The organism is Rhodothermales bacterium (genome assembly GCA_017643395.1).
Lineage (GTDB): Bacteria > Bacteroidota > Rhodothermia > Rhodothermales > UBA10348 > JABDJZ01.
Genome location: JAEPNP010000008.1, coordinates 24,108 through 44,039, shown reverse-complemented (window position 1 = coordinate 44,039; position 19,932 = coordinate 24,108). Strand labels below are relative to the sequence as shown.

General features: G+C 62.6%; 19 protein-coding genes. 7 read left to right on the top strand and 12 right to left on the bottom strand.

The window, feature by feature from the left end:
- Nucleotides 1-141 precede the first annotated feature (141 nt).
- Nucleotides 142-1,065: a hypothetical protein gene (locus JJ896_18145; protein ID MBO6781586.1), complete on the top strand. Its 924-nt coding sequence runs from the start codon at nucleotides 142-144 to the stop codon at nucleotides 1,063-1,065.
- Here the strand turns inward: JJ896_18145 and JJ896_18140 are convergent.
- The 11 genes from JJ896_18140 to JJ896_18090 all read right to left on the bottom strand — a co-directional run bounded on the left by JJ896_18140 (nucleotide 1,062) and on the right by JJ896_18090 (nucleotide 13,631).
- Complete coding sequence (locus tag JJ896_18140) at nucleotides 1,062-2,999, bottom strand: type IIA DNA topoisomerase subunit B (protein ID MBO6781585.1); 1,938 nt, start codon at nucleotides 2,997-2,999, stop codon at nucleotides 1,062-1,064. The genes JJ896_18145 and JJ896_18140 overlap by 4 nt on opposite strands.
- Before the next feature lies 1 nt (nucleotide 3,000).
- Nucleotides 3,001-5,328, bottom strand: coding sequence for a DNA topoisomerase IV subunit A (locus JJ896_18135; GenBank protein ID MBO6781584.1), 2,328 nt, complete (start codon nucleotides 5,326-5,328; stop codon nucleotides 3,001-3,003).
- Nucleotides 5,329-5,922: 594 nt separating this feature from the next.
- A complete protein-coding gene (locus tag JJ896_18130; protein ID MBO6781583.1) occupies nucleotides 5,923-6,606 on the bottom strand; it encodes an ATP-binding protein in 684 nt (227 codons plus the stop codon).
- A complete protein-coding gene (locus tag JJ896_18125) occupies nucleotides 6,603-7,631 on the bottom strand; it encodes an NAD(P)H-dependent glycerol-3-phosphate dehydrogenase (GenBank protein MBO6781582.1) in 1,029 nt (342 codons plus the stop codon). The genes JJ896_18130 and JJ896_18125 overlap by 4 nt, the downstream gene beginning before the upstream one ends.
- 4 nt (nucleotides 7,632-7,635) lie before the next feature.
- Nucleotides 7,636-8,319 (bottom strand): glycerol-3-phosphate 1-O-acyltransferase PlsY, encoded by a 684-nt coding sequence (gene plsY / locus JJ896_18120; protein MBO6781581.1) that lies wholly within the window; start codon nucleotides 8,317-8,319, stop codon nucleotides 7,636-7,638.
- Between the two features lie 73 nt (nucleotides 8,320-8,392).
- Nucleotides 8,393-9,400 carry a phosphoribosylformylglycinamidine cyclo-ligase gene (locus tag JJ896_18115; GenBank protein ID MBO6781580.1) on the bottom strand — a complete coding sequence of 336 codons (1,008 nt, stop codon included), beginning with the start codon at nucleotides 9,398-9,400 and terminating at the stop codon, nucleotides 8,393-8,395.
- A gap of 26 nt (nucleotides 9,401-9,426) precedes the next feature.
- Nucleotides 9,427-10,215: a hypothetical protein gene (locus tag JJ896_18110; protein ID MBO6781579.1), complete on the bottom strand. Its 789-nt coding sequence runs from the start codon at nucleotides 10,213-10,215 to the stop codon at nucleotides 9,427-9,429.
- A complete protein-coding gene (locus JJ896_18105) occupies nucleotides 10,197-10,991 on the bottom strand; it encodes an enoyl-CoA hydratase/isomerase family protein (GenBank protein MBO6781578.1) in 795 nt (264 codons plus the stop codon). Before JJ896_18105 ends, JJ896_18110 begins: the two co-directional genes overlap by 19 nt.
- Nucleotides 10,988-11,935 carry a hypothetical protein gene (locus JJ896_18100; protein MBO6781577.1) on the bottom strand — a complete coding sequence of 316 codons (948 nt, stop codon included), beginning with the start codon at nucleotides 11,933-11,935 and terminating at the stop codon, nucleotides 10,988-10,990. The genes JJ896_18105 and JJ896_18100 overlap by 4 nt, the downstream gene beginning before the upstream one ends.
- Nucleotides 11,932-13,527 carry a M14 family metallopeptidase gene (locus tag JJ896_18095; protein ID MBO6781576.1) on the bottom strand — a complete coding sequence of 532 codons (1,596 nt, stop codon included), beginning with the start codon at nucleotides 13,525-13,527 and terminating at the stop codon, nucleotides 11,932-11,934. The genes JJ896_18100 and JJ896_18095 overlap by 4 nt, the downstream gene beginning before the upstream one ends.
- A gap of 2 nt (nucleotides 13,528-13,529) precedes the next feature.
- On the bottom strand, nucleotides 13,530-13,631 hold the full coding sequence (locus JJ896_18090; protein ID MBO6781575.1) for a 30S ribosomal protein THX: 102 nt from the start codon (nucleotides 13,629-13,631) through the stop codon (nucleotides 13,530-13,532).
- A 63-nt stretch (nucleotides 13,632-13,694) separates the two neighbouring features.
- Here JJ896_18090 and xseA point away from each other — a divergent pair, with 63 nt between their 5' ends.
- Both xseA and JJ896_18080 read left to right on the top strand, forming a co-directional pair.
- The gene (gene xseA / locus JJ896_18085) at nucleotides 13,695-14,939 is read left to right on the top strand and encodes an exodeoxyribonuclease VII large subunit (protein ID MBO6781574.1); all 1,245 of its coding nucleotides are present in this window, start codon (nucleotides 13,695-13,697) and stop codon (nucleotides 14,937-14,939) included.
- Nucleotides 14,939-16,009: a hypothetical protein gene (locus JJ896_18080; protein MBO6781573.1), complete on the top strand. Its 1,071-nt coding sequence runs from the start codon at nucleotides 14,939-14,941 to the stop codon at nucleotides 16,007-16,009. The genes xseA and JJ896_18080 overlap by 1 nt, the downstream gene beginning before the upstream one ends.
- Nucleotides 16,010-16,040: 31 nt before the next feature.
- Here JJ896_18080 and JJ896_18075 read toward each other — a convergent pair whose 3' ends face one another.
- Nucleotides 16,041-16,817, bottom strand: coding sequence for an SDR family oxidoreductase (locus JJ896_18075; GenBank protein ID MBO6781572.1), 777 nt, complete (start codon nucleotides 16,815-16,817; stop codon nucleotides 16,041-16,043).
- 92 nt (nucleotides 16,818-16,909) lie between these two features.
- Here JJ896_18075 and xseB point away from each other — a divergent pair, with 92 nt between their 5' ends.
- From xseB to JJ896_18055, 4 genes are read left to right on the top strand one after another with little or no spacing between them, the layout of a single operon-like run.
- Nucleotides 16,910-17,185: an exodeoxyribonuclease VII small subunit gene (gene xseB / locus JJ896_18070; GenBank protein MBO6781571.1), complete on the top strand. Its 276-nt coding sequence runs from the start codon at nucleotides 16,910-16,912 to the stop codon at nucleotides 17,183-17,185.
- A 6-nt stretch (nucleotides 17,186-17,191) separates the two neighbouring features.
- A complete protein-coding gene (locus tag JJ896_18065) occupies nucleotides 17,192-17,707 on the top strand; it encodes a hypothetical protein (protein ID MBO6781570.1) in 516 nt (171 codons plus the stop codon).
- Entirely contained in the window at nucleotides 17,659-18,717 is a 1,059-nt protein-coding gene (locus JJ896_18060) for a potassium channel protein (protein MBO6781569.1), read from the top strand. The genes JJ896_18065 and JJ896_18060 overlap by 49 nt, the downstream gene beginning before the upstream one ends.
- Nucleotides 18,718-18,727: 10 nt before the next feature.
- Nucleotides 18,728-19,672, top strand: coding sequence for a L,D-transpeptidase (locus JJ896_18055; GenBank protein MBO6781568.1), 945 nt, complete (start codon nucleotides 18,728-18,730; stop codon nucleotides 19,670-19,672).
- Nucleotides 19,673-19,932: the final 260 nt, after the last annotated feature.

Here is a 19,932-nt window from a genome sequence, read left to right as displayed (position 1 = left end):
CACTTACGATTTCGGCCGATCTCGAGAATTCGAAAGCGTTTACGTGAACAAATCCCGGAATTTCTGGACGACGAGGCGGCAATTCGGGCCGGCGCCATCCTTGCCCTTGGGTGTTGAGGCGCCGCGGCAGGTATCAAAGACATGCGAGCAAGTAGCCTCTCCGTTTTGTTGCTTCTGGTGGTGGGGTGTGACTCCGTAGTAGGGCCGGCAGCGCCGTCCCGGGACGACTCGGAGAAGCCGCCTCCATCCGACAACGTGCCGTTCGGCACTCCTCCCTTTACCGCGTTTGGCCGCGACAGCGACGACCCTGCGTCGCAGTGGGATCTGGACGATTTCTTTGTCGATGTGGCCACCTACCAGGTGGTTGCCTCCCATCATTCGGTAAGGGCCTACCTGATCGGCTCGGACACCAGGATCCTGTCCGTTACACCAACAGGCGAAGGTTCTGGCGTGGTGGTCGTTCGCCTGACTGGCACCGACGGTCGATCCTGGAATTGGGAGTTCACCACGCAGATCGCCGACGCGTGCGACCGACCGGTTGATTGGAGCGCGATGCTCATGCCCGTCTCAGCGGCCTCGGAGTGGGCATTCGATTACCGACACACATTCACAAATTTCAACGCGCCGTTTCCCATCACCTGGGTGCGCGGGGGCACGGCCACGTGGACATTTGCGAACCAGCGGTGCGACGACGGGGTGTACTCGGCGACGGTGCAGGAGCACATCCAGGCCCGACAGGAGTGGGAGCCTTACCCGGACTACGCAGCCGATTGGGGCCTATTTCCCCCGCAGCCCTTCGACACAACGTTCACCCGGTCCATGCTGTTGAGTCTGTCCAGGGATTCCCTATCCGGAACAGGGTACTTCGGGCTGATTGATCCGCTGCCATACGGCACGCTGCAGCCGAACACGCCAGATTCAATCGATGTACTGCTCCGGGCCGGTTTCGGTGGATCAACGTCACTGAGAGCCAGATTCGAGCCCGGTCGGGGTCTGGTCCGTCTCCAGCACTACGAATTTGGACGAATAGGCTCCTTCAGCGAGGACCTCTGGAGAAGGGACTAGACGTCCAGCTCCTCCACCTCCCCTGCGTGGTCCATGATGAAGCTGTAGCGCGCAGAGGCGTCCTTTCCCATCAGGTCGGATATGGTGCGTTCGGTCTGTACCCGCTGCCCCTCCGGAATGGCCACACGCAGTAGGCGCCGCCGTTCGGGATCCAGCGTGGTTTCCTTCAACGTGGCCGGCATCATCTCTCCCAGGCCCTTGAAGCGCTGAAGTTCGACCCGCGTGTTGCGGTTCTTCTTCTTGATAGAGGCCACGATCCGGTCTCGATCCGCCTCGTCCAACGCCCAGTAGGTATCCTTCGCCGCGTCGATGCGGAAGAGCGGGGGCTGGGCGATGTATACAAAGCCCTCGTCGATCAGGGGCTTCATGTACCGATAGAAGAAGGTCAGAAGCAGGGTTGAGATGTGGTGCCCGTCCGAGTCGGCATCCATCAGGAGAATCACCTTGTGGTAGCGCAGCTTTTCCAGGTCCAGATGGTCTCCCACCCCACAACCCAAAGCCTGAACCACATTGGATAACTCCTTGTTGTCCAACACCTTATTTAGCGCCGCCTGCTCCGCATTCAGCACCTTGCCGCGCAACGGGAGAATGGCCTGGTATTTCCGGTCCCGGCCTTGCTTGGCAGAGCCTCCGGCGGAGTCCCCCTCGACAATGAAGATCTCGCTCTCGGCCGGGTCTGTGCTGGAGCAGTCGGCCAGCTTTCCCGGAAGATTCAGCCGATGCGAAACGCTGGTCGCCCGACGCACGGTACGCGCCGCAGCCCGAGACGCGTGGCGTGCGCGGGCGGCCTGAATCACGCGGGCGGCGATGGCCTCCCCCGTCGTGGGGTTCCTGTTCAGATACTGCTCCAGCTCCAGCCGTAGCGCGCCGGAGACCAGCCCTTTCGCCTCCGGGTTGTTTAGCTTCTCCTTGGTCTGCCCCTGGAACTGGGGGTCGACCATGAAGAGGCTGATCACGGCCACTATGCCCTCCCGGATATCGTCTGCCGAGATTTCGAGCTTCTTCGGCAGCAGGTCGTGCGTATCCATGTACGCGCGGATCGCGCTTCGAACCGCGTCCTTCAGGCCGGCCTCGTGCGTGCCCCCGTCCGGCGTTGGAATGCCATTGACAAAGCTCTTGATCTGCTCCCGCGGCAGTTCGGTCCAGCGGACCACGATTTCGACGCGGCTGCCGTCTCCCATGTCCTGACGGACCACGAACGCTTCATCCTGAACCGGGCGAGCGCCAAGCGACTTGAGCAGGTGCTGCTCATACTCGGCGATACCTCCCTCATGGTGGAATTCGTGGCGCTCGCCGGAGGTCTCGTCGCGAAAAACAATGCGCAGCTCGCCATTCAGGTAGGTCTTTATCTCCAGCTGCTCCGCAATCCACGCCGGATCGAAGTCCACCGACTCGAAGATTTCCGGGTCGGGTCGGAAGAACATCGACGTGCCGGTGCCACGGATTCCGGTGCCGACCACCTTCAATTTGGTGATCGGAACGCCGCGAGCATAGCGCTGCTCGTATGTCTTGCCGCCCCGTTTCACCTGCGCTACCAGTTCCTCCGAAAGCGCGTTCACCACGGATGCACCCACACCGTGCAGACCGCCGGAAGTGATGTAGTTCGAGGAATCGAACTTGCCTCCGGCATGCAGAGTGGTCAGAATGACCTCAAGCGCAGGCTTTTTCTTGGTGGGATGCCTGTCCACGGGGATGCCACGACCGTTGTCGACCACGGTGACGCTACGACCGTCCGCATGCAGCACCACCTCGATGTGCGACGCGTACCCGTTGGTGGCTTCGTCGACGGCGTTGTCCACGACTTCCCACAACAGGTGGTGCAGCCCGGGTTTGCCGGTGCCGCCAATGTACATGCCCGGACGCTTCCGAACGGGTTCCAGGCCTTCAAGGACCTGGATATCAGCTCCTGTGTAGCTCTTTGCAGCTGTCGCCATCTTATGCCGTTCCGTTGCGCCGGATCTCAACCGGCGTTCGAACCACCTTGACCAGGGATCCGCGCTGGATCACCAGGCGGCCCTTGTTGCCACGGTTGGAGACTTCAAACTTAGTAGTCCGCACGACCTCCCGGCGGCCACGGGTCGTCTCCACTTCAAGTCCCTGACGCGCCGCCTGAGACAGCGTGAATCCGAGCACCGAGTCGCGAGCACCCAACCGCACAGCAATCACGCCCTTGGCTGCCCCCTTCATCACCGGGACCTGCTGCACCGGATAGATGAGTGCAAAGCCCTCTTTCGTAGCAAGACAGACGTTTTCGCTTCCGGAGGCCGGCTCAACACCCAACACCTCATCGTTGCCCAGGAGACGCATGAACCGTCGCCCCACGCGGGTGGAAGGCTCCGAGAACGTGGACAGCGGCAACCGCAGACACTGTCCATTGCGGGACATGGCCACAAAATACGGCCCTTCATTCGCGGGCTCCCGGTCTCCAAAGAGCTCGGGTTCGCTGTCGGGTTCAACCACCGGTTTGGGAAGCGCCGCCTCGTCCATCGACACTACACCTACGATGCGCTCTCCGTCCGAAAAATCGAACAGTTTCTGGATGGGCAGCCCATGACCGGTAGTGCTTGGCAGGGCCTCGATCCTCGTGGTGTAGGCGGTACCCACGTTCGTGAAGAAGACGGCGGCCTTGCGGGTGGAACCCGGAAGCACCCAACTGACGGAATCGCCGTCCCGGACCCGAATCGACTCGACGTCCTTGTACGATCCCTGGCGCTTTACCCAGCCATCCCCGGTGACGATGACGTAGACTTCCTCGTCCACGATGTAGTCTTCTACCGAGTACTCCAGCGCCTCATCCGGGCCTGCAACCAGCGTGCGACGGTCGTCGCCGAACTGCTTGCGCACCTCGCGAAGCTCATCCTTGATGAGTTTCCAGCGCGCGACCTCGTCTCCGAGCAGTTCCCGCAAGGCCGCCGCCGCAGCTTCCTTTTCGGCCAGCTCTGCGCGGATGGCCTCGATTTCCAGGCGGGCGAGCTTGTAGAGCTTGGTTTCAAGAATCGCTTCGGTTTGAACCTCATCCAGCTCAAACCGCGCCATGAGCTTCTCGGCTGCGTCACGCTTGCCGTCCGAGGCCCGGATCAGCCGGATGGCTTCGTCCAGGTCATTGAAGATGATCTCGAAGCCACGAAGAATGTGGATGCGCTTCTCCAGCTCATGCAGGTCATAGCGCAGACGTCGCACCACGACTTCCATGCGGAAGTCCAGGAAGTGCCTGAGCACCGTCTTGAGGTCAACCTTTTCCGGCCGGCAGACTTCCGGGTTGTCTGTCGGTAGCAGGCACGTCATGTTGACATGGAAGCGCGTCTGCAGCGACGTGTGTTTGAGCAGATACGCCATCGCCACTTCCGCGGCGGCCCCTCGCTTCAGCTCCAGCACGATGCGAACATCGTCGGTGGACTCGTCCCGCACATCGACCACCTGGGGCAGCTTCCCCTTGATGATCTGATCGGCGATCTGCTCGATCAGCGAGCTCTTGGAGATCCCGTAGGGAATCGAAGTCACGATGACCCGACTCTTGCCCTCGGACTCGTATTCGCCCCGCACCTCAACGGGCCCTTCCCCATTTTCGTAGATGGCAAGCAGCTCGTCCGGCGTGTTCAGAATCCGGCCTCCCGTCGGAAAGTCCGGAGCCCTTACAAACTTCTCCACCAGCGTCGACACCCTCGGGTTCGGATTGCCGACCATGTAGATGAGCGCATCGACCACCTCGCCCAGGTTGTGCGGCGGGATGTTCGTGGCCATGCCGACGGCAATGCCGGAGGAACCGTTGACGAGCAGGTTCGGCCAACGGGCCGGAAGGACTACCGGCTCGTTGAGCGTTCCGTCGAACGTGGGCCGAAACGCGACGGTGTTTTTCCGGATCTCCTGCAGCAGCTCCATCGCTACTGCCTGAAGCTTGGCCTCCGTGTACCGCATGGCGGCCGGGCTGTCACCGTCCAGGGAGCCAAAATTGCCATGGCCGTGGACCAGCGGTACGCGCAGTGAGAAGTCCTGGGCCATGCGCACCATCGCTTCGTAGATGGCCGAGTCTCCGTGGGGATGGTACTTGCCCATTACCTCGCCGACCACCGTCGCGGATTTGCGAAACCTTCCGTCCGGATAGAGGCGGAGGTTGTTGTACATCGCGTACAGAATCCGCCGGTGCACGGGCTTCAGGCCGTCCCGGATATCGGGCAGCGCCCGGGAGGTAATAACGGATAACGCGTAGTTGAGATACCGCTGACTGGTCGTTTCGTGCAGCGGGACTACATCGACGATGGGCATTAAGCGCTCACAATAACGGATGCATGGTCCGACCGCATAATCTACGACGCCCCTGTGACATCCTTATGCCCCCGAGAGGGGATGTGGAAAGGTTGGTTTCTCCGACGCTCTCCCTGCGGTAGTCAAATCGGCCGCCGACCTCGGGCCCGGCGGTTGGGCGATATGGAAACAGGTAGGCCGATTCCACAACCGGATCCTGCGGCATCCCGGCGATGTGGGATAAGGGCCCGGATTCCATATGCGGGTCGTGCTGAGTTGCCTCTGAGTGGAATCTCGGCCCCGGATTACACTTGGGGGCATTTTGCGGGCGCGCTCGGGTCGAGCCGGCGGCATCCGCGGGCCTGTGGGCCTCGTTCGGCCGCCGGGCGGGCACCCCGGGCGCCCCGCCACGGCGCCGAGAGGGCTCCACGCCACGCCGCCACGCCAGCGCCAAGCCGCCGGGCGGGCGCCCCGCCACGGCGCCGAGAGGGCTCCACGCCACGCCGCCACGCCAGCGCCACGCCAGCGCCACGCCACGCCGCCACGCCAGCGCCACGCCAGCGCCAAGCCGCCGGGCGGGCTCCACCCCGCGCCGCCGAGCCCGCCGAGCCCCCCTCAGGCAGCCCGGTTCCTCGCCAGCGTGAAGTAATCGCCGCCGGCGTCAATGTGCAGCTTCAGCACCTCGGCGCGCGCGAGCAGCACCAGCGTGTGCGACGCGCGCTTGTTCGGGATGTCGGCGAGCTGCGCGAATTGGCTGACCGTGATGCGCTGGTACTCGTCGAGGTAGCGCATGAGCAGCAGTTCCTTCTTGCCAAACTCGAAGCTGGTATCGGAATCGGTACCGGTCCGCATGAGCCGCACCGCCTCCCGGCTGGCCTCAATGCTCATGTCCTTGACGCGTACGTAGGCGGTCCTCCGCATGGGATCATCGGGCTCGATCACAAAGTGGGGCTTGCCTTCCGATTCGGGGACGCGCACCACGATAACCTCGCGACGGCGACTGACCTCCACCCGCTCCAGCGAATACGCGACGGCCGGATAGCAGTGCTGCTCCAGGGCACGTTCGAGCGCGAAGATCTCCTCATGCACATCGCGCAAGCCGACAACTTCCCCCGCATCGTTCACACCAAGCAGCAGATGTCCGCCGCTGGAATTCGCAAACGCCACGACCTCCTTGGCGAGGCGGCGCCCCTGAGGGACTCGCCGTTTGAACTCGATAAACTGCCCCTCCCCGATCCCGGCAAGACGCTGGACATCACTAAGACTGAGGCTCTTTTCCTGGGGGGATTCGGAAATCATGCCGGGCTGTCGATGTAGAGACGGTCTTCTCGCTTGGCCGCGCGGGTCATGAGATCGTGCACCGCGGCCCTCGGCGCCTTCCCGTTAAACAGGATGTCGTAGACGGCTTCGACGATGGGCATTTCCACCTTGTGCCGGGCAGCCAGTTCATGCACCGAAACGGCCGTGCGCACGCCCTCTGCGACCATCTTCATTTCGCTGCGAATGTCGTCGAGGGCACGCCCCTTTCCGATCTGCTCTCCTACGTACCGGTTGCGACTATGTCGACTCATGCACGTCACGACAAGGTCACCGATGCCTGCGAGGCCGGAAAACGTCTCCTCCCGCGCCCCCATCGCAACGCCCAGGCGCTTGATTTCGGCGATGCCCCGGGTGATCAGGGCGGCCTTGGCGTTGTCGCCGTAGCCAACACCATCACAAATGCCGGTGGCGATGGCCAGGATGTTCTTGACCGAACCCGCGATCTCAACGCCCAACAGGTCCGGGTTCGAGTAAACGCGAAGTCGGGGCGACATGAAGAGGTCCTGCACGTGCTCGGCCACCTCCAGGTCGTCGAACGCCACCACAACTGCCGTCGGCACTGCGGCAGCGACCTCTTCGGCGTGACTCGGGCCGTACAGCACGCCGATGCGCTCGGCAGGCACCGTCGGCACGGCTTCCCGCAACACGCCGGACGTGGTCAGAAGCGTGCCGTTCTCAATGCCTTTTGCGACCGAAACCAACACGTGCTTCGGCGTCGCGAAACCAGCCACTTTGCCCGCCACTTCTCGCACGGACTGACTGGGAGTGGCAAACAACCAGACTCCCCTGTCGCGGATGGCCGATTCCAGATCAGACGTGACCTGGACACCGTCCGGAATGATGGCCCTGGGGAGATACGTCGGATTGTGGCGCTCGGTCCGCATGACCTCGGCCGCCTCCGAACGACGCGCCCACAACGAAACATCCCGCCCTCCCAGGGCGAGACTGATAGCCAGCGCGGTTCCCCAGCTGCCGGCTCCGATTACGGCAATACGATCTTCCACAAAGTCAGAGTTCTCCCCGATTCCGCATCCCGACGGCAGGTCGGAAGCTGCGGATCCGGGACTCGGTCCCACTGCGCAATCGCTCGATATTGGATCGGTGGCCGTAAAAAATGGCAGCCGCCATGATCAGGCTCAGAAAAAGCAGACTGGCGTCCAGCGTGTCGACCCCAAATACATATTTGCGGATCGCAATCGTGGACGGGAACGCAGCCGTGGCGGCTAGGCTGGCCAGGGAGACGTAGCGCGACAGGAACAGCACTGTGGCGAATACCGCCAGTGTGATGAGCATCGAAACCGGCGTAAGCGCAAAGAGCACGCCCGCCGACGTGTTCACGCCCTTGCCACCCCGGAATCCGGCCCACACGGGATACATATGTCCCACCACAGCCGCAATCCCTGCGATGAGTCTGATCACCGATTCGGCATTCCAGAAGCCGAGTCCCTGCGGCACCGCGTCAATGCGGATGGTTGCGATCAGTCCGGCGGCCAGCAGTCCCTTGCCTACGTCGATGACCGTGGCGAGCGTGCCTGCCTTCCAACCCAGAACCCGGAAGGTGTTCGTGGCGCCGGCATTGCCAGACCCGTGCGCCCGCAGATCGACCCCATACAGGGCCTTGCCGACCAGAATGCTACCCGGGATCGATCCTACCAGGTAGCTGAGTACGATAATTACCGCTATAGAGAGCATGCCGATTCAGTTCAAGGAGAATAACATCGACACCGATCCCTGACACCGAAAAGTCGGCGTCAGGTTTCGCCGATTACGCGTCGGCGAGCACGCGTCCGATCACGGCAGGCTCCTCGCCCATGCTCCGCCAGATCTCCAGGGCCTCAGAGGCTGCAGCACCGGGCACGCAGGCAATGAGCCCGATGCCCAGGTTGAACGTTCGTCTCATATCCTCCTCCGGAACGTGCCCGATTTCCTGGATCAAACGGAAAAGCGCAGGGCGCTCCCAGGCCTCGTAGAGGACCTCGAATGTGAGGCCATCCGGCATGATGCGCCGGGTATTGCCGGGGATGCCTCCGCCGGTGACGTGCACAAACCCATGCGCCATGTCTCGCTCGGTCAGTGCCTGAATCGCCTGCAGATATGAACGATGGACGGCGAGCAATGCCTCACCCACCGAGGCGCCCCCCAGCGCATCCGGACGATCAGTCACTTCAAACCGCGAGAACAACACCTTGCGGGCAAGTGAGTAGCCGTTCGTGTGCAATCCGGTCGAGGGAAGTCCGATGAGCACATCGCCCTTCTCCACGCGGCTTCCGTCAAGGATGCGGTCCTTCTCGACCACACCCACCACCGTGCCGGCAAGGTCATACTCACCCTCCTGGTACAGGTCCGGCATTTCTGCCGTTTCGCCGCCAATCAGTGCACAACCATTCTCCCGACAGGCGACGGCAAATCCGGCAATCACATCCTCCGCCACGCCAGGATCCAGTGCTCCGGTGGAGAAATAGTCCAGGAAATAGAGCGGCTTCGCTCCACAGACGGCGATGTCGTTGACGCAGTGGTTCACCAAACACTGTCCAACCGTGTCGTGCTTGTCCGAGCGGAAGGCAACCTTCAGCTTGGTGCCGACCCCATCGACCGAGGAGACCAGGACCGGCCGTTTCCAGGCGGCGAGGTCCAGCTCGAAAAATCCGCCGAATGCACCGATGTCGGCCAGCACACCGGGGGTAAAGGTGGATCTCACCAGGGGTTTGATGCGGCGAACCGTCTCTTCGCCGGCCTCGATGTCGACTCCGGCGTCCTTGTAGGTGATGCTCATGATCTGGCGGCTGCGTGTGCGGGAAGCTACGAGGAGCGGAACGCGGTGCGACCGAAAATACTCTGAATACCCACCCTGGCCTTCGCCACCGGAGAAAGACTCGGCTTCTCCGTCCAGACGTCGAAGTCCCGTTTGTCGAGCACGTAGAGGGATTCGAGCGCGGCGAACCAGACCCGCTTGGTATAGAGCCGGTCCAGAAAATCCAGCTCTACGATCAGCGTTCGTGCGCCGGCAAGCGCGTCTCGTGCTCGGATGCTCTGTTTCCAAGCCAGCGCGCGGTAGCCTTTGGGCGGCTCCGTTCCAGCCAGGTCGTCGACGGTGATCCCCGCCTGTTTCAGTTCCTTGCGGCAAAACAGCGTCATGCCGCGCCGCGCGTACTCAGGAGCCCACTGGAGGTACTCCAACAGGATGAGGCCCTGCGCGAATTCCGATGCGGATTTGCGCTGCCAGGAGCCCTTCATCCCGATCAGGCTCACATACGTCGATGCAACGCATCCGACAAGCTGATCCAGGAACGGGGTGATCTCGGCTCCGGAGACCGGCCCGTCTCCGTAACGCAGCCTTGCAGTCGCTTCCAGCCGGTTCGCCAGCGGCACCGGGTCGACCTTCAATCTCCGGCATCGGTCCTCGAGCAGCCGCCAGTGCATGGCCGGGACCCGGAGTGGCTGCCCGCCCGATCGAACCCTGGCGGCATCCTCCTTGGTGGCACGATCGGATCCGGAGACGTCGTACCACTTCCAAAGCGCGGCGATGGCCTCTCGCTGGGCTTCGGGGTACTGCTTCCCGGAAAAGGGCCTTACGCGTTGGAGTCCCATGCGTCCGCCCAGGGAAAGGGTGTCTTGGCCAGGAAGGCCGCCACGCCCGCCCGGCACTCCGCCGTTCCGCGTGCGCGCGCGTTGAGTTCAACCGCCCGCTCCAGGCGGACGTCGTGATCCGGATGCTGTTGACGCAGGAGCAGTTTCGTGGCCGCGACGGCGGTAGGACTTGTTTCACGGGCGAGGTCCCCCGCCAGCGAGGCAACCGCGGCGTCGAGCGCATCTGCGCCCACCACTTGATTCACCAACCCGCGCTCCGCGGCCTCCGCTGCTGTAAACAGGCCCCCGTGCAGGAAGTCGCGCCGGACCGCGGCTTCCGGAAACCGTTCCAGCAGGTACACCGAAATGATGGCCGGCACAAAGCCGATCCGAACCTCAGTAAATCCGAATCGTGCCCGATCGTCCGCCACGACAAAGTCGCATACGGCGGCCAATCCGCAACCGCCGGCGATGGCATGCCCGTTGACACGGGCGACCACCGGTTTGCTGCTCTGATAGACCGACTCGAACAGGTCGGCCAGGGTGCGGCTGTCATTCAGGTTGTCTTCGAATGACGCAGACGCAAGTCGTTGCAGCGCCGCCAGATCGGCCCCTGCGGAAAAAGCCTTGCCTGTCCCGGTAAGCACGATCACCCGTATCGCATCGTCCTCGTCCGCATGCACCACGGCGGCCGTCAATGCCTCGACGAGTTCGGCATCCAACGCATTGCGTTTCTCCGCCCGGTCCATGCGAATGGTGCGCACACTGGGGTGGATCTGGTGGTCGATTCGGATCAAACCTGCTCCATCAAGTGATTACAGCCCCTCAGTTCGGCGCCTGTAAGACGGCCAAGTACTTCGAATCGATCCCCCGGGGCCATGCGACCCCGGTCCTGCGTAAGGATGGCCGAGGCCGAGTGCTGATTTGCAAGGTCCACCACGGCAATCGCACCAGTCTGACCCGCCGGTACCTCCCGCACGGGATCCTCCGGATTCACGATCGAGACCTTCATCCAGGGCGGCGATTCGAAGGCCTCCCCAGAACGCCCCCAGGCCTGGGACATCAGCTCACACATGCCGTATTCACTCCAGAGTGACGTCACAGGCACTGAAAAGCCCACTTGCAGCCGCGCATGAAGCTCGGTCCGGGGTATGCTCCGTCTGTGGGTCTTCATGCCGCCGGTTTCAACGACAACACTGCCCTCCGGCAGCGCGCGAGGCCGCTCATCGACCAGATCCAGCAAACCAAATGCAGCGCCGATCAGCCAGATCGGGGCTCCGGGAGTATGCACGGCCCGGTCCAGCAAGCCCGGGTCATCCAGGAAGAAACCCGAGCCGTCGGCCCCGAACCGCTCCATCAGATCGGAGGCCATGGCTACGAGCGATGAGGTCTCCGCATAGGCAGGCAGGTGAGCAATGATGCGCCGGGGCCCATCGCCGAAGATGCGCGTGTACCCCGCAGTGACCACCGCACGATAGTCGTCCCGATACCGCACGTAGTGCCGAGACGGCGTGCCTGATCCCGTGCCGCTGGACTGGAAGACCGCCTCGGCCTCTTCAGCCGGGAAAGTGGTGACCGCCGTGCGCTTGAAGGCCTCCACCGGCAGATGCCGTGCTACCTGGCTGAACCGGCGGTACACCGGGTTCTCCTGTCGCTGGTAGGCAAGCACCGACTCCGCCAGCTCGTCGAAGCCGTGCCGTTCGGTTTCCAGGATGGCATCAATCGGGTACGGAGCGCTCACTCCCGATGCCCGGCGGGGATGCGCAGGATCGGGTATTCCGGTCCGTCGAACTGTATCAGATCCCAATTGACAATGCCGTCGTCACTCCTTGGCTCCAGCAAATACGCCACGAGGCGGCCAAGGGGTTGCGCCAGAGGCACCCGGGTCCACTCCTGAGTCGTCTCCTGAGAACGCGGCGCCCAGCTTCCGAGTATTGTGCGCTCATTCACGCCCTGGAAGGCGCGCTCAGCGACACGCGTCGAGTCAATGCCAAAGGCCTCGCCGAGCGCGCGCCCGCCCGGAGCCGCCATGACTTCCACACCATGGTCCTTCAGGAGAGCGATGACCGAATCGTGGCCGGGAGGAATCAGGTAGGCTTCCGGTAGCACGGTCGTCTCGGCGGCCTGAAAGGCGATGTACGCCGGCATGTCCTCGACCCGTGTCTCATCTGTTCGCAGGAGCATCGGAGCCCCGGAGTACGGGTTTCGGACCTGCTCCACCTCTCCCAGCAGGATGGGGACATCCTCAGGCGTTGGCTTCCAGGTGGCCGTCACGCCGTACTCCGATCCCGGCAGGACGGCATCGTCCGCCTCCCGAAGGGCGCCCATCATGGCTTCCCGATTCGCTGCCGCATAGTTCACGATGGCCTCCACAAACGCCCGTGAGGCACGCACTCGATCTTCGAACGACGCGTAGGAGTAGGCCTCCGAGAGAATGCCGAATCGGTTGCGCAGGCCCGCATAGTTGTTGCTGAATCGCGGGCGATGATCAAACGTGTACCAGCCACGCGGGGCATTCCGGAAGGGCAGGTTGCCGTAGTGGTAGAATTCCCAGCCGTGCTGCTCGCGAACGGCGTCCGTGACTGCCGGCAGAAGCTCGTCGCGAAGAAGCCCGTCGATGGCCGGGTGGGTGTTCGGATTCAGCGGCGGCGCGTACGTCAGATGGTATCCGTGGCGGGATCCGTTGGTGGTATGCAGATCCACCAGCACGTGTGGATCATAGGCGCTGATCATGCGGACCAGAGAGCGTGCTTCGGGACTCGCGAGCTTCATGTGGTCCCGATTCAGGTCCAGATTGCGGGCATTCGGTCGCTGCCCCATGCCCCCCACGGGCCCGTGCTGTCTCGGCCTGTTGTAGAGGCTGACGCGCTCGTTCCCATCCGCGTTATAGATGGGTGCGATGAGCAGGACGACATCGTCCAGCCACGCGTCATAACCACCGGCGGCCAGGTCCCGGACCAGAGCCAACATGGCCTCCTTTCCGCAAACCTCGCCGGCGTGGATGTTGCCCTGCAGGTAGATGCGGAGCCGGGTGTCTTCGCGAAGTGAGACAGGATCAGGATCCACGTCCCCCCAGACCACCAGTGGCAGCGAACGCCCCTCTGTCGTGTATCCGAAAGTGGTAATGTGGAGCCGGTCCGACTGGGCTGCCGCAACCTCGAGAAAGGCCACCGCCTCGTCATAGCCCGTGGTTTCCGCGTAGCCCGTCGCCTCCGCGCGGGTCTGCAGAAACCCGAGATCAAGCTCTTGCGCGCCCGACCGGGGCGCGATCAGCAGAAGCACTGCCGTGGCCAGTGCGGACCACTGTGCACGGGCCACGCCGGTCTTTCGCATGCTCAGGACTTCTTGGATGCCTTGTTGCTTTTGCGCGGTCGACTCTTGCCGTAGGACTTTGCCCGAATCTTGCCGCGTCTGGTGCGTTTGTCGCCTTTGCCCATCGTATTGTTTATTCCGTGGTGGAGGGAAGATACACAGGGGGACGCAGCGAAGAACCGGTAACGGTGACGCGACTGGTCAGCCGACTGGCCGGCCTCGTCGAGAGAGAGTTCCGAACCGTCTTCGTTGAAGGCGAGATCTCCAACTTCAAGCGCCCCCGCTCCGGACACTGCTACTTTACGGTCAAGGACGAACGCGCACAGGTCCGTTGCACCATGTGGGCCTCCGACGCAGCTCGCCTGCGGTTTCGGCCTGCCGACGGCATGCGCGTCCGCATCCGGGGCGGCCTGACTGTGTATGCCGCGCGCGGAGACCTGCAAATCAGCGTGCGCAGCATGCAGCCCGCTGGAGAGGGCGCACTTCAGAAGGCGCTCGCCGAACTGGCCCGCAAGCTGGACCTCGAGGGGCTGTTCGACCCCGCACGGAAACGCTCACTGCCACGATTCCCCCGGTGTGTAGGGGTGGTGACGTCCGCCACGGGCGCTGCGGTCCGGGATATCCTCACCGTTCTCAAGCGGCGATATCCCCTGGCGCGGGTGGTGGTGCAGCCGGTTCTGGTCCAGGGCGATGGCGCCGCAAACGATATCGCGCGGGCGGTGCGCTCCTTCAACCGCCTGCCCGGGTCACATCCGCAGCGTCCGGATGTATTGATTGTCGGACGGGGTGGTGGCAGCCTTGAGGACCTTTGGGCGTTCAACGAGGAGGTGACGGTGCGCGCCGTGCACGCGTCCGGAATACCGGTTGTCTCGGGTGTCGGTCACGAGTCCGACTCCACGCTGGTTGACCTTGTGGCGGACCAGCGAGCGGCTACGCCGAGCATGGCGGCCGAGCTTGCGGTTCCGGACCAGGAAGAGCTCCGTGGCACGCTGCGCGCGATCGCGGCCAGACAGGACGGACTCATCCGTGCGCGTATCCAACGCGCCAGGGCACTAGTGGAGCGGGCACGCCGGGTCCCGCATCCCGGGCTGCGCATCGACCGGGCGCGGGGCGAGGTGGACCGACGTGTCACGCGACTGGAGCGCTCCCTGGCCTCCCTGCTGGAGCGTGCGAAGCTGCAACTGGAAGCGCGCAAGGCCCGTCTCGAAGGGATGAACCCCCTCCGACCGCTTGAAACCGGCTTTGCGCTCGTCGAACACGCCGGTCGTCGCATTGTCAGCGCGCGCGACGTGCCATCCGATGAACCTTTTCGTATACGATTCCAAGAAGGAAGCGTGTCGGCACGACAGGTTCGGAACGGTGACGGGGACACCTCGTTCACCTCTGCTGATTCAGAAGGCCGCTCCCTCATTTCCAACGCCCACACCAAGTAATGGCTCAGGAACCTGCTGAAGTAACTGTCGACATCCAGCCGGAACGGCGGGTCGACATCATTGATGTTTCGAAGCGGATTGAGGAGCAGGCGCCCGGATTCCTGTCTGAGTTTCCCCGGACCACATATACGTCCTACCACACCACAGCCGGCTACTTCGAGCAGGTGTTCGCGAAGAGGCTGGGTCATGATCGTCAGACGCTGCAGGCCTATGTGGGCTCTTTTCAGGGTCTGTTTCCCGAGGGTGCCGACTACCGGCACGACCAGATGGACCTGCGGGATGAGTTGTCCGATGAACAGAAATTGGTCGAGCCCCGCAATGCCGACTCGCACCTGACCTTCATCGGGTCGGGCCTCGAAAACACGGTCACGTACCACAACGAGCCGGACACGCCAGTCTACTTTGTGGATCTCGACGGCGTGTATGAGGAGAACCGCCGGAATCGTCGCACGACGGCCCTTGGCTACAACCGGGATGAGATCGTAGACCAGTTCACTCTGGAAATCCCGGTTTCGAAGCACCCAATCGACTCCATCAATCTCTGGGATCCCCAGCTTGGCCTTTTTGACCGGCTGCATGAGCTGATTCGCATCCACGGGATCGATCGCGGCCGCATCGATCTGGCCCTGGATCCCTGTGAGAAGAACACCGGCCTGACCGTCAACGAGTACGAGACGCTGCTGATGCGTCACGACCTCCGCGAGGTGCTACAGGACCCGATCCGGTTCATGGCCCAGCGCGGCCGCAACATGCTGCGCGACCCGAAAGCCATCAAGGAGAAGGCCAAGGACTACGCCAAATATGACCTGGTGCACTTCGTGAACCGATTCATAGACCGGGCGGGTCTCTCGGAATCCTTCATCGAGCGGGTGATCGACAAGTTCGTACAGGTACCGGCCCAGCGGTTTCTCCGCATGAAACGCGGTGTCAGCCTGGTCGTCGAGGGCAGCGAGGCCGAAAAGCCGAGTCGCATTATCGCAGGGACGTACCAGAGCCCGATCCTGGTGCAATGGCGCCGGGCCGAAACGGGTGCCCGCCGCGTGAACGTCACCTACACGCGCTACGTCTGATCTCCCGGGGTCGGGCTGCCTGCGAGCCCGCCTAGATCAGGGACTTGGACTGCACGCCGTCCACGTTCAGGCATGCCCCGCTGATCCATGAGGCGCGGTCCGAACTGAGGAAGGCCGCGGTGTCGGCCACCTCCTCCACGCGACCAAACCGGCCGAACGGCAGGTTGTCAGCGATAAACGCCTTCATGCCCTCGGGGTCCTCGTTGCAGCGCCGGTCCCAGCTGCCGCCCGGAAATCGAATCGAACCCGGCGCGATGGTATTCACGCGGATGTTCTTCTCCGCAAGCTCCATGGCCATGATCTTGGCCATCGAAATCAGCGCGCTCTTGGTGCTGTTGTAGATCGAGAGGCCGGGACCTCCCCCCTCCCGTCCGAAGATCGAAGCCGTGAAGGTGATCGCTCCTCCACCGGACTGTTCCATGGCCGGCACGGCCCGACGTGCCACACGAATGTGCGCACGCAGGTTGGCGTCCAGCACGGCTTCCCAGTCGTCATCCGACGTATCGGCGAAACGGCCACGACGATTGCCGCCGACGTTGCTCACCAGCACATGCACGGCACCGAACTCGGAAAGCGCGGTCTCTATCGGCCGCACGGCCCCTTCAGCAGAGGTCACATCGCCCGAAACAGCCACCACCTCAGCACCCAGCTCACGCAGCGCCGTAGCGGTTTCTTCCAGTCGCTCTTCCCCGCGGGCGCACACCACCAGCTTGCAGCCCTCCCGGGCCAACGATTCGGCGATACCTCGCCCGATTCCCCGGCTGGCGCCGGTCACAACAGCTACACGGTCTTTCAGTCCCAGATCCATTCAGTCCAGTCCTCCTTTGGCAAGCGGGCGGGAGTATACGTGATCTTTCCGGCGCGCGGTCGGTACAAGGCCGCTCAACCAGCTTTTATGCCATGTCTTCTCCGGAAGGGACCTTTGAGGAAAGCCTCGATCGCCTCGAGAAGCTCACGGAATTGCTAGAAAGCCCGGAGACTGGTCTGGAGCAGGCGATAGAACTGTACGAACAGGGAACGAAGCTGGCACGCACATGCATGGAACGACTTGAGCAGGCAGAGCAGCGTGTGGAGAAGTTGCGTGCCCAACCAGCCGGAAGCCCGGCTGGAGGAGACGGGGAAGCCAACTCCCTTTCCGTCCCCGATTCGAACACTTCAGGAACGCTGTTTGAGTAGCCCCCGATGACCCATTTTTCCAAGATTTCCCGTCTCCCTCAGGAGGCGCGGCTCTGGCTGTACGCCTGCGATCGCGTGCTGACGCCGTCGGAGCAAGACTTTGTCATGACCCGCGTTCAGGCCTTCATGGACACCTGGACCAGCCATGGCAGACCGGTGTTGGCCGCCGCAGAGCTCATCGAAGGCCGCCTGCTTGGAATCGCCGCCGTCGTCGAGGAAGCCGACATATCCGGATGCGGAATCGACAAGTCCGTGCATATCCTGGAAGGGATTGGACGGGCGATGGACTTTCGGTGGATGACCGGCCTCTCCATTGCCTACAGAACCGATAAAGGCGAGGTTCAGGTCGTAGAACGACCGGAGTTCCGAGCCCTTGTCGCAGCCGGCAGGGTGCTCGGAACTACTCCCGTCATTGACCTCTCCCTCACTCAAGTCGCCGACCTGGGCCGCATCGAACAGGAAGCGCGCGAAACATGGCACTCACGCGTCTTCGGGATACCGAGCACAAACCTCGTGGCCTGAGTAGGGCCGACGACTCCGCCCGGCGAGAGCTGATGGCGGCCAACCTGGCCCTGGCCGGACTTATGGGGCTCGGCGCCGTGGGTTATGTGGTCATCGAGGAGTGGTCGTGGCTGGACGCGTTCTACATGACCTTCATCACGCTGACCACGATCGGGTTCGGCGAGGTGCAGAGCCTTTCGCCCCTCGGAAGAGTGTTTACGATCTTTCTGGGGCTGGGCGGCATCGGCACGGTGGCGTTCATAGCCACTCGGTCTGCCCAGATTCTGATCAACAGTCGCACGTTCAGCGAACGTCACCGCCTCAAGATGATCGAGAAGTTGTCGGATCACTACATCATCTGCGGATTCGGCCGCATCGGGAGTCGAATCGCCGTCGACCTGTCGGTTAACGACATTCCCTTTCTGATCATTGAGAGGTCCCAGCCGAAAATCGACCAGATCCTCGATGCCGGGTTTACGCATGTCGATGGTGACGCCGAGGAGGAGATGACGCTCGACGCGGCGGGTATCCGACGGGCAAAGGGCCTCATTCTCACGCTTCCCGAGGACCGGGCCAACGTCTTTGTAACGCTGGTAGCCCGGGAGATGAATCCGGACGTCTTCATTCTGGCGCGCACGGACAAGGAGCAGAATCGCCGCAAACTGCTGCGCGCCGGAGCAAACCAGGTGATTTCGCCCTACGAAATCGGGGCTGATCGCATGGCACAGGTCATTTTGAGACCCGATGTCGACAAGTTCATGAGTAGTGTGCGCTTCACCGAGAGCATGAACCTGCAGGAGGTGAAGATCGAAGAGGGCAGCCTTCTCGCCGGCTCCAGCCTGGATGGAAGCGACTTCAGGAGCCGTTTCGAGGCCATTGTCGTGGCAATCATCGACAAGGAGACCGACAAGATGGTATTCAATCCACGTTCCGATGTCGAGCTCACGCCGGGAGATTCCCTCGTGGTGCTCGGCAGTTTGGAAATGGTCCAACAATTGCGAGAGGAAGGGTGCGCTCCGGCCACCGCTTGATGCTTTGATTATGCGTTTTCGATTCCCTTTGCTCCTGTTGCTCGCTCTCGCGACTGCGCTACCGGCCAGCGGTCAGTACATCAATCAGCGGGCGCTGGCTGAGATTCTGTCGCCGTGCAGCCCGCGTGTGACCGAATTGCCCGAGGTCAATTACGAGTACTTCATCCTCTACTCGAGCCGCAACAATTCTGTACTGGCCAGAAACACGTTCTACAAGGTGATCGGAGACGGCGACCTGCAGTTGGGCCGGAAACGAGCCAAGCTTGTGGGCATGCTCAACCGCAAACTGATTGAGCGCGCCGAAGTGGGCGACACGCTGGTCGTGCCGAGCCGCTTTGACCTGGAGTTCTGCGCCTATACCCCCTTTCCGAAGTTCTACCAGGGCGGAGCCGATTTCGACAAGCTATTCGTGATCGACAAGAGTGTGCAGGCGTGGGCTGCCTACGAAAATGGACGACTGGCGCGCTGGGGAATCGTCAATACCGGTGGGGAGATCACGCCCACACCGACGGGCCGCTTCAATTTCAACTGGAAGACCGAATATCGTGTGTCGTCCATGTCGCCTCCGGGCGAACCGTGGGAGATGTACTGGGTGTTCAACTTCCACGAGGGCCGCGGCATCCATATCCACCAGTATCCCATGCCCACTGGCGGTCCGAGTAGCCACGGGTGCGTGCGCCTGGTGGAAGAGGACGCAAAGTGGATCTACGACTGGGGAGACACCTGGGTCACGTCGGCCGGATCGGGCATGGTCAGCTCCGCAAATGTGCGGGTGATCGAGCCTGGGACTACCGTGCTTGTGATCGGTGAGGATCCGGTGGGCGATCCCCAGCCGTTCCACGAGCGCGCGCGCTACCCGATCCTCAATCGCGTGATCCTTCCCGGCAATCCGTACGACGTGCCGCCGGGCACGCGTCAGCAGGAGATGTTCGACCGCGTCCGCCGCGGAGACTGACCGTCAGCTTGCGAGGCGACTTTACCGTGCGGAAGGCCCGACCGGCGCGGCGCGGTGCGGCGAGTATTGAACCTGATCGCGCCCCGGGCGGCCGAATAGGTTGACTCAGCGGCGGTATGGAACCTAATCGCGCCCCTGGCGGCCGAATAGGTTCAATCCGAGCCAATATGGAACCTAATCGCGCCCCGGGCGGCCGAAGAGGTTCAATCCGAGCCAATATGGAACCTGATCGCGCCCCTGGTGGCCGAAAAGATTGACTC

What these genes read in the sequence shown, in the direction of transcription:
- JJ896_18110 (MBO6781579.1), bottom strand. Translation starts at nt 10,215, where the DNA reads ATGGGACTCCAACGCGTAAGGCCCTTTTCCGGGAAGCAGTACCCCGAA.
- JJ896_18095 (MBO6781576.1), bottom strand. Translation starts at nt 13,527, where the DNA reads ATGCGAAAGACCGGCGTGGCCCGTGCACAGTGGTCCGCACTGGCCACG.
- xseB (MBO6781571.1), top strand. Translation starts at nt 16,910, where the DNA reads ATGTCTTCTCCGGAAGGGACCTTTGAGGAAAGCCTCGATCGCCTCGAG.
- JJ896_18055 (MBO6781568.1), top strand. Translation starts at nt 18,728, where the DNA reads ATGCGTTTTCGATTCCCTTTGCTCCTGTTGCTCGCTCTCGCGACTGCG.
- JJ896_18075 (MBO6781572.1), bottom strand. Translation starts at nt 16,817, where the DNA reads ATGGATCTGGGACTGAAAGACCGTGTAGCTGTTGTGACCGGCGCCAGC.
- plsY (MBO6781581.1), bottom strand. Translation starts at nt 8,319, where the DNA reads ATGCTCTCTATAGCGGTAATTATCGTACTCAGCTACCTGGTAGGATCG.
- JJ896_18130 (MBO6781583.1), bottom strand. Translation starts at nt 6,606, where the DNA reads ATGATTTCCGAATCCCCCCAGGAAAAGAGCCTCAGTCTTAGTGATGTC.
- JJ896_18090 (MBO6781575.1), bottom strand. Translation starts at nt 13,631, where the DNA reads ATGGGCAAAGGCGACAAACGCACCAGACGCGGCAAGATTCGGGCAAAG.
- JJ896_18065 (MBO6781570.1), top strand. Translation starts at nt 17,192, where the DNA reads ATGACCCATTTTTCCAAGATTTCCCGTCTCCCTCAGGAGGCGCGGCTC.
- JJ896_18080 (MBO6781573.1), top strand. Translation starts at nt 14,939, where the DNA reads ATGGCTCAGGAACCTGCTGAAGTAACTGTCGACATCCAGCCGGAACGG.
- JJ896_18140 (MBO6781585.1), bottom strand. Translation starts at nt 2,999, where the DNA reads ATGGCGACAGCTGCAAAGAGCTACACAGGAGCTGATATCCAGGTCCTT.
- JJ896_18060 (MBO6781569.1), top strand. Translation starts at nt 17,659, where the DNA reads ATGGCACTCACGCGTCTTCGGGATACCGAGCACAAACCTCGTGGCCTG.
- JJ896_18115 (MBO6781580.1), bottom strand. Translation starts at nt 9,400, where the DNA reads ATGAGCATCACCTACAAGGACGCCGGAGTCGACATCGAGGCCGGCGAA.
- JJ896_18135 (MBO6781584.1), bottom strand. Translation starts at nt 5,328, where the DNA reads ATGCCCATCGTCGATGTAGTCCCGCTGCACGAAACGACCAGTCAGCGG.
- JJ896_18145 (MBO6781586.1), top strand. Translation starts at nt 142, where the DNA reads ATGCGAGCAAGTAGCCTCTCCGTTTTGTTGCTTCTGGTGGTGGGGTGT.